The organism is Grimontia sp. NTOU-MAR1 (assembly GCF_035758505.1).
GTDB lineage: Bacteria > Pseudomonadota > Gammaproteobacteria > Enterobacterales > Vibrionaceae > Enterovibrio > Enterovibrio marinus.
In genome coordinates, this window is record NZ_CP142108.1 from 3,264,943 (window position 1) to 3,278,911 (window position 13,969).

Genomic DNA, 13,969 nt, shown 5'->3' on the forward strand with positions numbered 1-13,969 from the left:
AAAAGGAATTAGTCGGCAGCGTAGCCAGACAGTCCCAGCACTTCACCATCCATGACGGCGTTCTCATCCGCCATGTTAAGTCTGCCCTGACAGAACCATTCCACCACTAATGGGTAGATACGATGCTCTTGCTCCTGAACACGGGCGAAGACACTGTCTGCGTCGTCATCTTCAAAAATCGGCACTCTGGCCTGAAGAATGACGGGGCCACCGTCGAGCTCTTCTGTCACAAAATGCACTGAAGTGCCGTGCTCGTCATCACCTGCGTCAATCGCACGTTGGTGGGTGTTGAGGCCAGTGTATTTCGGCAATAGGGAAGGGTGAATGTTCAGCATCTTGCCCTGATAGTGACGGACAAACTCTGGCGTCAGGATACGCATGAAACCCGCCAACACGATGAGGTCTGGCGAGTATTCATCGATAGTAGCCATGAGCTGACTGTCATATTGGCTTCGGTCTGAAATCCCTTGGCTGGCAATCACAACTGCCTCAATCCCGGCATCCCTCGCACGGGTAAGGCCGTATGCGTCTTCTTTGTTTGCAATGACAGCCGAAATTTCAATGCCGTTATTGCCATGGCAGCGATCAATGATCGCCTGAAGATTTGAGCCGTTTCCAGAAACCAGAACAACCAGCTTTTTCATGGTTACCCCTTGATCTCAACCTGTTCTTCGCCAGCCGCAGCGTTCTCGATGGTGCCCAGCAACCATGCGCTTTCGCCTTCCTGATTCAGGATGTCGATGGCTTTCTGAGCTTGTTCTGCAGGCAGCGCAATCACAAGGCCCACGCCACAGTTGAAGGTACGGTACATTTCGTGCTCGGTCACGTTACCGTTTTCTTGCAGCCAGTTAAAAATAACAGGCCATTCCCAGCTATTTCCGTCGATCACGGCTTTGGTGCCTTCAGGCAGCACACGTGGAATGTTTTCCCAGAAACCGCCACCTGTGATGTGTGAGATAGCGTGAACATCACAGCTTTCAAGCATCTTCAGGGCAGGTTTTACATAAATGCGGGTCGGTTCCAGCAGATGGTCAGCCAGTGTTTTTCCGTCAAGCTCCGCGTTAACGTCTGCGCCTGAAACTTCAATGATTTTACGTACAAGGCTGTAGCCGTTAGAGTGAGGGCCTGAAGAAGCCAAAGCGATGATCGCATCACCTTGAGCGACTTTAGTGCCGTCGATCACTTCTTCTTTCTCAACGACACCAACGCAGAAACCTGCCACGTCATAATCTTCACCGTGGTACATGCCTGGCATTTCAGCGGTTTCACCGCCGATAAGTGCACATCCAGCTTGTAAACAGCCTTCGCCAATACCGGTTACCACGTCAGCAGCTGTATCAACGTCCAGCTTACCTGTTGCATAGTAATCAAGAAAGAACAGTGGCTCAGCGCCCTGAACAATCAGGTCATTCACGCACATTGCCACCAGGTCGATACCAATAGTGTCGTGTTTTTTCAGATCCATCGCCAGGCGAAGTTTGGTACCTACACCGTCAGTACCTGAAACCAGGACTGGCTGTTTGTATTTTGTAGGCAGTTCACAAAGTGCACCGAAACCACCGATGCCACCCATGACTTCAGGACGGCGAGTGCGCTTAACAACGCCTTTAATTCTGTCGACCAGGGCGTTACCTGCATCGATATCTACACCTGCATCTTTGTAGCTTAGAGAAGACTTATTATCGCTCACTGGGGATCCTTACCGAGTTATGGACTAAAAAGCGGCGCCATTTTAACAGCGGTATTTCAAAAAGGAAAACGTTTGCGTCAGGTTCAATGCAGCGAATTTGGCTTAAAAAAGCGCAACCAGTTGTATGTAACTATTCCACCGAATTTTCTTGTGTATAATTCGTGGAATTTGTTTTTTGCAGGAGTCTGTCATGAAAGTCGTCGAAGTTAAGCACCCGCTGGTAAAACACAAAATCGGTCTTATGCGTGAGGGTGATATCAGCACCAAGCGTTTCCGTGAGTTGGCGACAGAAGTAGGCAGCCTGCTGACCTATGAAGCGACTTCAGATTTCGAAACTGAAAAAGTGACCATTGAAGGCTGGAATGGCCCGGTTGAAATCGACCGAATCAAGGGTAAGAAAGTGACTGTTGTGCCAATCCTGCGCGCAGGTCTGGGCATGATGGATGGCGTTTTGGAGCACATTCCAAGTGCGCGTATCAGTGTGGTCGGTATTTACCGTGATGAAGAAACGCTGGAGCCGGTTCCTTATTTCCACAAGCTTGCGAGCAATATCAACGAGCGTATGGCGCTGGTGGTTGACCCGATGCTGGCAACCGGTGGTTCTATGATCGCAACCATCGACCTGCTGAAAGAGCACGGTTGTGACAATATCAAAGTGCTGGTACTGGTAGCCGCACCTGAAGGTATTGATGCACTGGAAAAAGCGCACCCGGATGTAGAGCTTTACACTGCAGCAATCGACCAGAAACTGAACGACAAAGGCTACATCGTGCCAGGTCTGGGCGATGCAGGCGATAAGATTTTCGGCACCAAATAAATAGCAAGAAATCGAAATATGAAAGAGGCTTCCATTTGGAAGCCTCTTTTCGTTTGGTGCGGAGAATTAATCTTCCATCTGCGCGTTGTCGACAACGTGGGTTTCACCCATGTCGTGCGGCAGGATGAGGTTCAGCAAAATCGCAACGATACCGCAAAGGCTGATACCTTGCAGGCTGAACTCGCCAATACCAAAGGCCATACCGCCGATACCAAAGACAAGTGTCACTGCAACAATAGCCAGGTTACGCGCTTTGTGTAGGTCGACCTGATTTTTGATCAGGGTGTTGAGGCCAACGGTCGCGATAGAACCGAACAGCAAAATCATGATGCCGCCCATCACAGGAACGGGAATGGTCTGTAGAATCGCCCCCAACTTGCCAACGAAGGCCAGTACAATTGCCGTGATGGCACCCCAAGTCATGATGGCAGGGTTGAAAGCGCGGGTTAGCATTACAGCACCGGTGACTTCACTGTAAGTGGTGTTCGGTGGTGCACCAAACATCGAAGCGGCCATGGTCGCAACGCCATCACCTGCCATGGTGCGGTGAAGTCCTGGTTTTTTCAGGTAGTCTTTGTTGGTCACATTTGAAATCGCCAGCATGTCGCCAACATGTTCAACGGCAGGCGCAATGGCGACTGGGATCATAAACAGAATCGCGTTGATGTTGAATTCCGGTGCAGTGAAGTTTGGCATAGCCAGCCAAGCAGCGTTTTGAACCGGGGAAAAATCAACCACGCCAAAGAAAAGGGCAACCACATAGCCTGAGACGATACCAGCGAGAATCGGTACCAACTTAAAAAAGCCTTTGGCAAACACTGACACGGCGATGGTCGTGATGAGTGAAACTGCTGAAACCCAAAGCGCTACTGAGCCATCAACCAACTGAATGGCACCGTCGCCAGATTTACCCACCGCCATGTTAACGGCTGCAGGTGCCAGACCCAGACCAATCACCATGATCACTGGGCCAACCACCACAGGCGGCAGCAGTTTGTGGATGAAGCCAACACCACGCACTTTGATAAACCCGCCCATACAGACGTACACCAAGCCTGCAGCCATTAGACCACCCATGGTCGCTGGGATACCCCAAGTCTGAACACCGAACAAGATCGGCGCAATAAAGGCAAAAGATGAGGCGAGGAAAATGGGGACAGAACGTTTGGTGATGATTTGGAATAGAAGGGTACCAATACCGGCACCGAAAAGAGCAACGTTAGGGTCAAGTCCCGTAAGGAGTGGAACCAGCACCAACGCGCCAAAGGCAACAAATAGCATTTGTGCCCCTTGTAAAACTTGCATCATGACGCACCTTCCTGAAATTTAAAAAATCGCGAGATACTACCATGATTTATGTGGCATTTAAGTGAGCTATTACATACTGTCGAAATACTAAACAGCCAGAGACAAACTTTCTGTCAGAAAAATTGTCAATGAGTTAGCAGTAAGCGTGCCTATTGAATGGTACACGGTTGGTATAACACTCAATTTCGGTGTTTAGCCATTGCTGACAATAGGGCTTCACTTTATGATCAACGTTTAAAAATCGAGTTATCTGGCAAATATATGTTACGAATCTTCATTTTCGTTTTGGCACTCGTACTGGGACAAACCAGTGCAATGGCGACCTCACTGTTCAGTGCGGAAGTGGTATTGGATGACAGTGATGCAGCAACGGAACAGGCTGCAAAAAAGGCGGCATTTGTTGATGTGCTTATCCGAGCATCTGGCCAGTCTGAAGTGGGTAACAATCCGGTTATTCAGAAAACCCTGCCAACGGTGAATCAATACATCACCCAGCTTGGTTACGGTGATGTTGACGGTCAACGTTCACTGGTACTTGGTTTTGACGACCGCAAGATACGTACACTTCTTACCCAGGCCCAAGCGACTTATTGGGGTACTCCGCGCCCGGAAATCCTATTCTGGTTGGTGGAAGATAATGCTTCTCAGCGCAATGTGGTGTGGGAGCAATCTGTATCTCCACTCATCAATGAGCTGAAAGCGGAAGGTGAACGCCGTGGTTTACCTGTTTTGATGCCTGTGGGTGACTTTGACGACGTGGTTGCTGTGTCTATTCCCGATCTTTGGGGAGGATTCGCAGGACCTATCGCTCAGGCAAGTGCGAGATACAACCCCGCAGGTGTTGCCGTGGTGAAGGTGCGCAATAACGGTATCAGTTGGCAGTTGTTCCCCAATGCAGTAAATATCGGTAAAGATGCACCTGTAGAAGGTCGTGCGTCCGGAACGCCAGAACAAGCATTCGCTACCATGATTGATGAGATGGCTGACTTCTATTCTGCCCGCTTGGCAGTGAACCTTGGTGTGGCAGACAGTGATGCAAAAGTGCTGGAGGTATCGGGTCTTGATGATGCCGAAGATTTCTTTGTCATTGAACGTACATTGAAAGGCTTGAATTCAGTAGCGTCCTTGCGTCTTGAATCGATTATTGAGGGCACTGCAACGTTTCGGGTTAGCCTGTTGGCTTCTGAAGACATCTTCCACAATGAAATGATGGTAGACCGTCGCCTACGTCGCGTTGAAGCCCTGCCTGAACCCGTCATTGAAGAGACTAAATCCCCCTTGGTGACAGAAAGCGTTGATGGTGTGATTGTGCCGGTTGAACCGACACCTGTTGCAGAGCCAGTAGAAGCGGCGATTCAGTATGAGTGGATCGGCTAAGCAGCATCTAAGTATCATTTGCTGGAATCCAAAAAAGCAGGTTGATAAACCTGCTTTTTTATTGGTAACGATTTGATGCTTATTGCTCGAAACGTGCTTTTTCTTCTTTCTCAACTTGGGAAAGTTTCTTCAGTCCCAGCCCTTCTTCCTGTCCCTTGCGCTTGGCATAATACACGTTGCAGACAAAAGATAAGGAAGTCAGCACTAACTCAATTGAAGCCAGCCAACGCTCTCCTACATCGACCCATAGAATGGTCAACGCATGAAGGAAATAGAACATCAAAATGAAATTGGCCCAAGCGTGGGTATAGGCTTTACCCTTCAAAATACCAATAAGTGGCAAGAGCAGAGGAAGCATCCAAGCGATAGCTACACCGATAGGGTTAACATGTGGGTGCGGTGAAATCACACCATGCCACAAAGCGACCCAGCCAATGAGTGCTAAATATGCACTGAGAGCCAGAGGCCTCAGTGCTGAACTGGAAGAAAACAACGGGATAACTCCTTTTTATCAATCTTTGAGGCGTGCGGCTATCTCTGCCAGCCGCTTACCGCCAGCAATGGCGAGGCTTTTCTCTTCGGCATCTGGTTGGCGTCGACCTTCACCTGTGATGTGTGATGGGCCATAGGGTGATCCGCCACCTTGGGTGGTGTGAAGGGCGGGCTCTGAGTGAGGCAAACCAACAATCACCATGCCATGATGAAGTAGCGGCAGCATCATGGTGTTGAGGGTCGTTTCCTGACCACCGTGCAACATGGAGCCTGATGTAAATACCACCGCAGGCTTTCCAATCAGGGTGCCAGACAGCCAGTCCTTGGCTGTGCTGTCGATAAAATGTTTGAGCGGTGCTGCCATGTTGCCAAAGCGAACTGGGCTGCCAAGTGCTAAACCATGGCACGCTTTCAAATCCTCAATCGACACATATGGGTCTTCCGGAACCTCTGTTGATGGTGTTTCTCCAACAAAGGAAACGTCAGGCACGGTGCGCAATCTTGCCAGTGCGCCTGATGCTTCAATACCACGGGCAATCATGCGGGCAATATTTCTTGTCCCACCATGTCGACTGTAATAGAGAACCAGAATCTCAGTCATTACAAAATGGCCAGTACGTTTTCTGGCGGGCGACCCATTGCAGCCTTACCATTCGCGACAACGATCGGGCGTTCAATCAGCTTTGGATTTTCAACCATGGCATGAATGAGTTGCTCATCCGTCGCATCGGCAAGTTGTAGCTCTTTGTAGAGCGCTTCTTTAGTGCGCATCATTTGGCGTGGTGAGTCGAAGCCCAATTGCTCCAGTAGGGTTTTTATAGTGTCTGCAGATGGCGGTGTTTCCAGATAGGCTACGACGTCTGGCTGAATGCCTTTTTCTTCCAAAAGTGCCAGTGTTTGACGGCTCTTTGAGCAACGAGAGTTGTGATAGATAGTGACTGACATGACAGTTCCTTTTTTGTTTTAGTTTGTCGCTCAGCGCTGCAATTCCGCAAAGCGCGCTTCTTGCACCCTAAGCTGATCGATACGTGCATCGTAGCGAGCCTGATCAAGGCTGCCAAGTTCCACAAGCTGGCTGGCTTGTGTGTAATTGTTAATGGCCTTGTGCCAGCGCCCCTGAAGGGCATATAGCTCTGCTTGCGCTGCAAGTGCGCCGTGGCGGATCCCCTTGCTGTCGTAAGCCTCCTGAAGTAACGACCAACCGTTAGTTTTGGTTGGAAAGCGGTGTGTTACTTTTACTAGACCTTTAATCGCATCTTCATAACGTCCTGCTTTTACCAAAACGTAATCACGGTTTAACAGCAATACGGCATTGTTCGGTTGACTTGCGAGCGCTTTATCAAGGCGTTTCAGAGCTGCATCATACTGTTTTTGAGCAACGTCTAGATCTGTCATCGCATCAAGATAGAAGCGGTTATTTGGCTGGGCCTTGTAAAGTGGTGTGAGCAACTCCCCGGCTTTATCGAATTGTCTGCTGTCGATATACACCAGCGCTTTTCCGTAATTCAGTGATTGGGCGCGAGCAGGCGAAGCTTTATTAAGTTGTCGGTTAAACCAGTCTAAGGCGGCAGCACTGTCGATGCCGGTAAAACGAGCAACCACACGGGCACGGGCAAGATGGTACTCCGGTGACAAAGGAACAGTGTGTTGCGGATATTGCTGCGCGCGGGAGCGTGAATCGGTGATACGCGAGTCTGGCAATGGGTGAGTCAACAAGAACTGTGGCGGTTTCGATGCAAAGCGGTATTGGTCTGCCATGCGCGTGAAGAACACGGGCATCGCATTTACGTCAAACCCAGAGCGTGAAAGGGTTTCCAGCCCAATGCGGTCGGCTTCTTTCTCGTTACTTCGTGTGTAGTTGATTTGGCTTTGGATAGAAGCCGCCGTCGTTGCCTGCGCGGCGGCAATTCCTGCCTGGGGAGCTGCAATTGCCAGCATCAGGGAACCAACTAATGCAGCCATAGTCAGCGGCGTTTTACGTGCCTGATCTTCCATTGCTCTGGCTAGGTGGCGTTGCGTTAAGTGTGCAATTTCGTGGGCGACCACAGAAGCGAGCTCACTTTCACTCTGTGCATGGAGAAACAGACCTGTGTGTAAGGCAACGTGACCACCAAAGAAAGCAAAGGCATTAATGTCACGATTCCGTATCAGAAAAAACTCAAAAGGTGTTTTAACATCATTGGCGTTGGCAACCAGAGATGCACCCAGAGAGGAAATATACTCCGACAATACTGGGTCATTCACAATAGGCTGGCTGCCACGAAGCATGCGCATGTAAGCGTCGCCATATTCGATTTCTTTCTCTACAGTCAGCGTGCCTGCTGCGGCTGTACCGATTTCAGGGAGATCGCTGTACGATGTAGCCATCACTGGCGATGTGAGGACAAGAGAAGCAATTAGAAGGCTTGTTGTGGCTTTTTTTAAAAGCAGCATGACTGACGTTGGTGCCTCCAGCACGCGGAATCATTGGGGTATCGTTATAGGTAGACAACATGACTGGCGAGAGGTTCTTGCTTTCGCGGCGAGGTTGTCAGAACACCCAAACTACTTATCCGCGTTGTTTGAGTATACAATGCCGACGATAATAGCGGTCAGCGAGAAAGAATGGAAATTCAATCCCTTGATTTGCGTGAGCAGCGTTGTCCTATGGCGTTGCTCTTGGCGAAAAGAGCCTGCGCAGCATTAAAGCAAGGACAGCAAATAGCGCTATATATTACGGACAGTGGCGCCTTGAAGGACATTCCCCGTTACTTGGATAAGAACGGATTTGAATTTGAGAGTCAGCTTGTTCAGGGAGCGACGGTGATAAACGTCACCAAACTATAAACAGGAAACTACATGCTAGAAATGCTTAACCGTTGGTACAAACGACGGTTCTCAGATCCGCACGCGGTCAGTTTGATTGCGCTGCTCGTCATGGGTTTTGTGGTCATCTACTTTTTTGGCAACTTGCTCGCCCCCCTCCTTGTAGCCATCGTGCTGGCCTATCTTTTAGAGTGGCCTGTCGCAAAAATGGTTAAACTTGGATTGAACCGAACATTATCCGTTATTCTGGTTCTCTTACTCTTCGTGGGCTTCATGATCCTCGCTTTTTTTGGTTTGATGCCGACTATCTGGAATCAGGTCATCAATTTGATTGCAGATATTCCTAAAATGTTCAACGACTTCCAAAGTTACTTATCTCATTTACCTGATGAGTATCCCGAGCTCATCCAGCCACATATGGTGAACGCATTTATCGATACATTGCAAAGCAGAGTGTTGGGAATGGGCGAAACCGTGGTGAAAAGTTCCCTGTCGTCGCTGGTGAGTCTTGCTGCGTTGGCGGTTTATCTGATTCTGGTACCGCTACTGGTCTTTTTCCTCCTAAAAGACAAAGAAGAGATGATGCGTTCGTTCACTTCCTTGTTGCCACGTAACCGTAAACTGACCAACAAGGTTGGGATTGAGATGAATGAACAAATCTCCAACTATATTCGCGGCAAGGTGACTGAAATTATTATTGTGGGTGTCACCAGCTACATTACCTTTGCTGTTTTAGACCTCCGTTATGCAGCGCTGCTGAGTGTGGCAACGGGGTTGTCGGTGCTGATCCCTTACATCGGAGCGGCAGCAGTGACTTTGCCAATATTTATGGTTGCGCTGTTCCAATGGGGCATCAGCCCAGAACTAGGTTATCTGATGTTGGCATACGGCATTATTCAAGCGCTTGACGGAAATGTATTAGTGCCAGTTCTTTTCTCCGAAGCCGTAAATTTGCACCCTGTGGCGATTATCGTAGCGGTACTGGTATTTGGTGGGCTTTGGGGATTTTGGGGAGTATTTTTTGCAATTCCTCTTGCGACTCTGGTGAAAGCTGTCTGGAACGCTCTGCCATCAAATGACCCTGAAGAAGAAGCAGCAGTGGAAACTAACAGCTAAATTGATCGTCAACGTGTTAAAGTAAGTAGTAACGAGTAGGGACCTGTTTTGGGTCTCTCTTTTTTTGAGCCCTATTGGGTTTCGTGTTGCAGTTATCCAGCGATTAGAATGAAAAGTACGATCGAGTTGAGTGAAAAAGGTGGTGCATTGGCATCAAACAAAGTGTTTAAGGTTGGCATCATCGGTGGTGGTGTTGCAGGCTCGACAGTTGCTCTTAAGCTTTCTGGTTTGGGCATTGAGACCATGTTGTTTGAAGCGAATGAAAGCCTCGTTAGCGGGCCGCCAATCTGCCATTTGCACGCTGGTGGGAATTTATACCGAGATATATCGGAACAGCAATGTATTACTTTGCTGGAGCAATCTATCGAGACTGTTCGGGCCTATCCGCACTCCGTTAACCGACGCCCAACCGTGATTGCTATCCCTACATCTGACTCAGGTGAGCCGAGCGCTATTTTGAGCCGTCTCGACGTGCTGACAGCCCATTATCAGTCGTTGGTGGCTCAAGACCCAGATAATGCAGTTTTGGGTGCGCCAGAAGATTATTACACCCTAGTTTCCCGAAAGGACATGGAGGCATTAGCGCAGCTTCCGTTGCCCGAATCGCCTAAGACGCCGCAAGAGTGGGTGATTCCCGTTGCTCACTATATGCCGCACGAAAAATTTAAATATCCGATCGTTGTGGTGCAGGAGTATGGGCTCAGTGTTTTTCGTTTGGCTGCCACTGCTGCTTTGGGACTCGAAAACTCGCCACATTGCGAGCTGAAACTCGGTCACAAGGTCACTGACTTGGTGGCAGAGAATCAAGGCTGGACCATCCAGGCACAAAACGTGGGAGGAGAAGTGGCTTCTCAGCGTGTCGATTACCTGATCAATGCTGCTGGCTTCCGCACGGGTATTTTTGATGACATAGTCGCCGCACCAAGGAAGCGTTGGGTGGAGTACAAAGCGGCCTATGTCGCCCACTGGCCATCAAAGGCTGGTCAATGGCCAGAAGTCATCGTTCACGGTGAGCGTGGCACTCCACAGGGCATGGCGCAGTTGACCCCCTATCCGCAGGGCTTTATTCAGCTTCATGGGATGACGCAGGAGATCACCTTGTTTGAAGGTGGTTTGGTGAAAAGTGACTCAGAAACCGCTTATCCGCCATTGCCTGAAAGCATGGTGGTGAAAGCTGATGGTGGCTGGGAATGGTCTGAAATCCGTGAGCGTACTTCCCGTGCAATTTCCCACTTCGCCAATTGGCTACCTGCATTCGAGCAAGCCGAAGTGGGTGGAAAGCCGCTTTGTGGCGCTCAGCAAATTCCGGGAGATGACCCGAGTTTGCGTGCGGCTGATGCGTCCTTTGAAGGTGAGCGCTACGCACGTGTCGAACTTGTGAAAGCCTCATCGGCACTGCAAGCAGCTAACCGCATCCTTGAGCAGTTAGAAGCGCTTCACGGTGTGAAATTGCCAGCTGGTTGGAATACTCCAACACTGTCGCTGACTGAGTCATTGAGCGAAGCACAGGTAGTGGAGAAAGCGAAATCGTTGACGGCGCTGAGAGGTTACCCGGAAGCGCTGGCAATCCCATTTCCGGTAAAGTAATTTATCTATACCCAAACGCCCTGAATACGGGCATCTTCAGGATGTTTTGGTATATCAGAACGGGACATAGAAATAACAAAGGCCGTCATTGACGGCCTTTTTCGGTCCTGTTGCGATTACTCGCCCTTCAGGTAATTGATCACCACATCATGGTGGTCTTTGGTTTTGAACTTATTGAACACATGTTCGATAACACCGTTCTCATCCACCAAGAAGCTCAGACGGTGAATGCCGTCGTACTCTTTACCCATGAATTTTTTAGGACCCCAGACGCCGAATGCATCGGCAACAGCGTGGTCTTCATCACTCAGTAGAGTGAAGTTCAGCTCTTTCTTTTCTTCAAAGCCTTTCAGCTTTTTCACTGGATCTGGGCTTAGGCCCAAAACGATGGTGTTCAGTGCATCCAGTTCTGCCTTGCTGTCACGTAGTGAGCAGGCTTGAGTTGTGCACCCTGGTGTCATTGCCTTCGGATAGAAGTAAACCAGCACCTTGTTTTTGCCTTTGAACTGACCCAAAGAGACAGTGTTTCCGTTTTGGTCTTGCAGAGAGAATTCTGGCGCTGCTGCACCGGCTTCGAGGGTTTGCATGTTTCTTCCTTCTTAATTTTCATGTCGCAACGAGTGAGCACACGTCTCGTTAAAATACGCGGATAAATCATTGTCGCGAGTGGCAATACGTCCAAGCGCACAATATCGTTCATTTTCACGGTGATCAACCGCGCAAACAAAGGGTATAAGGCACCTCTGTGTGCTTGTTTTTGCATGTCGCCAAAAGTACCATGGGTCAAAACGCGTTTTTGGAGATGGAAATGTTTTCAGGAAGTATCGTGGCACTTGTCACGCCTATGGATAGCTCTGGTGAAGTTGATTACGCCAGTTTGAAAAATCTCGTTGATTTTCATGTTGATGCAGGCACTGACGCCATCGTCTCTGTCGGGACGACAGGTGAATCTGCCACTGTCACCGTAGAAGAGCATATCAAGATTGTTCTGAAGACACTCGAATTCGCCGCTGGACGCATTCCTGTCATCGCAGGAACTGGCGCAAATGCAACCCATGAAGCGATTACTTTCAGCAAAATGTTTGCGGGCTCTGGTATTGCAGGCTGCCTGAGCGTCGTGCCTTACTACAACAAACCTTCTCAGGAAGGTTTGTATCAGCATTTTAAAGCCATTTCTGAGTCGAGCGAACTTCCACAGATTCTGTACAACGTACCAGGTCGTACTGTCGCTGACATGTTGCCTGAGACGGTCGCGCGTCTTTCTGAGTTTGAAAACATTGTTGGCATCAAAGATGCGACCGCTGATTTGGACCGTGTTCGACTTCACCGTGAACTTTGTGGCGAAGATTTTATCTTACTGAGTGGTGATGATCTCACTGGCCTGGATTTTGTTGCCGCTGGCGGCCATGGCGTGATTTCAGTGACCAATAACATTGCTGCAGCGCAAATGGCAAAAATGATCAAACTGGCGCTGGCAGGAGAAATGGACGAAGCCCGTTCAATCAATGAGAAGATAATGCCTCTGCACAATGATCTTTTCGTTGAAGCGAACCCAATTCCAGTGAAGTGGGCATTGCATGAAATGGGCTTGATTGCGGACGGAACACTGCGTCTGCCGCTGACCACTTTGGATGTGAAACTGCAGCCTAAAGTGAAGCAGGCTCTTGTAGATGCCGGCGTGCTGTAACGCTTCTTTGGAGTTTTAATGAAACCTGTTTTTAAGTTCGGCTTGAGTGCTGTGATGGTCGCCATGCTGGCGGCCTGCTCGAGCGCTGATTCGCGCCGTCAGGCGTCGGATGATTTTAAATACCTTGAAACACCACCGCTGTCAGATTGGAAAAACCTTCCTGACCAGCAGCCTGAGTTTTCCGGTGCTTACCGCATTCCTGCTAATGATTTCCAAGGCCCGGTAGGTCGTGATATCGATATACGTCCACCTCAGCAAATACTTGAGTTGATCCCGGGTGCACGCTACGAGCAGAACAGACAGGGTGTCACTGTCTGGATGCCACGTGAAGAACAAGCACAGCGCCTATGGGAAACCATTGAGGACATGACGGCAAAATCTCAGATCCCGGTTCGCACTTCATCGCCAAAAGGTATTGAAACGGATTGGCTGGTCTGGACGATTGACGAAGATGAAGAAGTCATTGAAAGCCGCTATGTGGTGAAACCAGTAGAGGAACGTAATCGTTATGGTTTCCACATCGAAATGGTGGAATGGAAGCGTAACGGCTCTGCAGATAACCTGACCCAGGCATCACGTGACCGTTATAACGCGCAAATGACTAATATGATCACTGCCCGTTATGATGCAGATCTGCGTGAAGAAGCACGTTTGCGCGCGCTGGAGTTGGTGAAGAACATTCCAATTAGCCTAGGCAAAGACCGGGGTGGATCGCCAGTCATTATCGCTCGTGCACCGTATGAAGTGTTCTGGGAACGCTTCCCGAATATCTTGAGTGAGCTTGGATTCACCATCGAAGATCGCAACCGCTCGCAAGGTACTTTAACTGTCGAATTCAAGTCCCCGGTTGATGAGTTCTGGGAAGAGATTGGTGTATTGCCACTTCAGCTTAGCCAGAAAAACTACAACATTCTGTTGGGTGACTTGGGTAACCGTACGTCAATCAACGTGACGGACAGTTCTGGCAAGCCTGTAAGTGAAGATGTGTTGGCCGGTATCGCGCCAGCATTCACTGCAGCCGTAGAGCGTTTGAACAACCAATAAGTCTATACAGAACGAAAAAGAGGACGCCAAGGCGTCATCTTTTTTT

The 13,969-nt window shown here is 49.4% G+C and carries 15 protein-coding genes; 7 read left to right on the forward strand and 8 right to left on the reverse strand.

Features of this window, described 5'->3' with window-relative positions; all coding sequences use genetic code 11:
* Positions 1 to 8 precede the first annotated feature (8 nt).
* Both purN and purM read right to left on the reverse strand, forming a co-directional pair.
* Positions 9 to 644 (reverse strand): phosphoribosylglycinamide formyltransferase, encoded by a 636-nt coding sequence (purN, locus tag VP504_RS15180; protein WP_325891908.1) that lies wholly within the window; start codon positions 642 to 644, stop codon positions 9 to 11.
* A gap of 2 nt (positions 645 to 646) precedes the next feature.
* On the reverse strand, positions 647 to 1,690 hold the full coding sequence (gene purM, locus VP504_RS15185) for a phosphoribosylformylglycinamidine cyclo-ligase (protein ID WP_325891909.1): 1,044 nt from the start codon (positions 1,688 to 1,690) through the stop codon (positions 647 to 649).
* Between the two features lie 190 nt (positions 1,691 to 1,880).
* Here purM and upp point away from each other — a divergent pair, with 190 nt between their 5' ends.
* Positions 1,881 to 2,507: a uracil phosphoribosyltransferase gene (gene upp / locus VP504_RS15190; RefSeq protein WP_062709968.1), complete on the forward strand. Its 627-nt coding sequence runs from the start codon at positions 1,881 to 1,883 to the stop codon at positions 2,505 to 2,507.
* 66 nt (positions 2,508 to 2,573) lie between these two features.
* Here the strand turns inward: upp and VP504_RS15195 are convergent, their stop codons facing one another.
* Positions 2,574 to 3,815, reverse strand: a complete 1,242-nt coding sequence (locus VP504_RS15195; RefSeq protein ID WP_062709971.1) for a uracil-xanthine permease family protein — start codon at positions 3,813 to 3,815, stop codon at positions 2,574 to 2,576.
* 261 nt (positions 3,816 to 4,076) lie between these two features.
* On the opposite strand from VP504_RS15195, the gene VP504_RS15200 reads away from it, so the two are divergent.
* Positions 4,077 to 5,192, forward strand: coding sequence for a DUF2066 domain-containing protein (locus VP504_RS15200; protein WP_325891910.1), 1,116 nt, complete (start codon positions 4,077 to 4,079; stop codon positions 5,190 to 5,192).
* A gap of 79 nt (positions 5,193 to 5,271) precedes the next feature.
* Here VP504_RS15200 and VP504_RS15205 read toward each other — a convergent pair whose 3' ends face one another.
* Genes VP504_RS15205 through VP504_RS15220 form a run of 4 tightly spaced genes read right to left on the reverse strand, consistent with a single transcriptional unit; the run spans position 5,272 to position 8,117 of the window.
* The gene (locus VP504_RS15205; RefSeq protein ID WP_325891911.1) at positions 5,272 to 5,685 is read right to left on the reverse strand and encodes a DUF2069 domain-containing protein; all 414 of its coding nucleotides are present in this window, start codon (positions 5,683 to 5,685) and stop codon (positions 5,272 to 5,274) included.
* 18 nt (positions 5,686 to 5,703) lie between these two features.
* Entirely contained in the window at positions 5,704 to 6,285 is a 582-nt protein-coding gene (gene wrbA, locus VP504_RS15210; RefSeq protein WP_325891912.1) for an NAD(P)H:quinone oxidoreductase, read from the reverse strand.
* On the reverse strand, positions 6,285 to 6,629 hold the full coding sequence (arsC, locus tag VP504_RS15215) for an arsenate reductase (glutaredoxin) (protein WP_325891913.1): 345 nt from the start codon (positions 6,627 to 6,629) through the stop codon (positions 6,285 to 6,287). The genes wrbA and arsC overlap by 1 nt, the downstream gene beginning before the upstream one ends.
* A gap of 30 nt (positions 6,630 to 6,659) precedes the next feature.
* Entirely contained in the window at positions 6,660 to 8,117 is a 1,458-nt protein-coding gene (locus VP504_RS15220) for a beta-barrel assembly-enhancing protease (RefSeq protein ID WP_325894059.1), read from the reverse strand.
* A gap of 171 nt (positions 8,118 to 8,288) precedes the next feature.
* Between VP504_RS15220 and VP504_RS15225 the strand changes: the two genes are divergently transcribed.
* From VP504_RS15225 to VP504_RS15235, 3 genes are all read left to right on the forward strand, one after another.
* Positions 8,289 to 8,510: a sulfurtransferase TusA family protein gene (locus tag VP504_RS15225; RefSeq protein ID WP_325891914.1), complete on the forward strand. Its 222-nt coding sequence runs from the start codon at positions 8,289 to 8,291 to the stop codon at positions 8,508 to 8,510.
* A gap of 12 nt (positions 8,511 to 8,522) precedes the next feature.
* The gene (locus tag VP504_RS15230; protein ID WP_325891915.1) at positions 8,523 to 9,605 is read left to right on the forward strand and encodes an AI-2E family transporter; all 1,083 of its coding nucleotides are present in this window, start codon (positions 8,523 to 8,525) and stop codon (positions 9,603 to 9,605) included.
* A gap of 108 nt (positions 9,606 to 9,713) precedes the next feature.
* Positions 9,714 to 11,192, forward strand: a complete 1,479-nt coding sequence (locus tag VP504_RS15235; protein ID WP_325891916.1) for an FAD-dependent oxidoreductase — start codon at positions 9,714 to 9,716, stop codon at positions 11,190 to 11,192.
* A 116-nt stretch (positions 11,193 to 11,308) separates the two neighbouring features.
* Here the strand turns inward: VP504_RS15235 and bcp are convergent, their stop codons facing one another.
* Positions 11,309 to 11,779, reverse strand: a complete 471-nt coding sequence (gene bcp, locus VP504_RS15240; RefSeq protein ID WP_325891917.1) for a thioredoxin-dependent thiol peroxidase — start codon at positions 11,777 to 11,779, stop codon at positions 11,309 to 11,311.
* A gap of 221 nt (positions 11,780 to 12,000) precedes the next feature.
* On the opposite strand from bcp, the gene dapA reads away from it, so the two are divergent.
* Together dapA and bamC are read left to right on the forward strand one after the other, a co-directional pair.
* Positions 12,001 to 12,879: a 4-hydroxy-tetrahydrodipicolinate synthase gene (dapA, locus tag VP504_RS15245; RefSeq protein ID WP_325891918.1), complete on the forward strand. Its 879-nt coding sequence runs from the start codon at positions 12,001 to 12,003 to the stop codon at positions 12,877 to 12,879.
* Positions 12,880 to 12,897: 18 nt separating this feature from the next.
* On the forward strand, positions 12,898 to 13,923 hold the full coding sequence (bamC, locus tag VP504_RS15250; protein WP_325891919.1) for an outer membrane protein assembly factor BamC: 1,026 nt from the start codon (positions 12,898 to 12,900) through the stop codon (positions 13,921 to 13,923).
* Positions 13,924 to 13,969 lie beyond the last annotated feature (46 nt).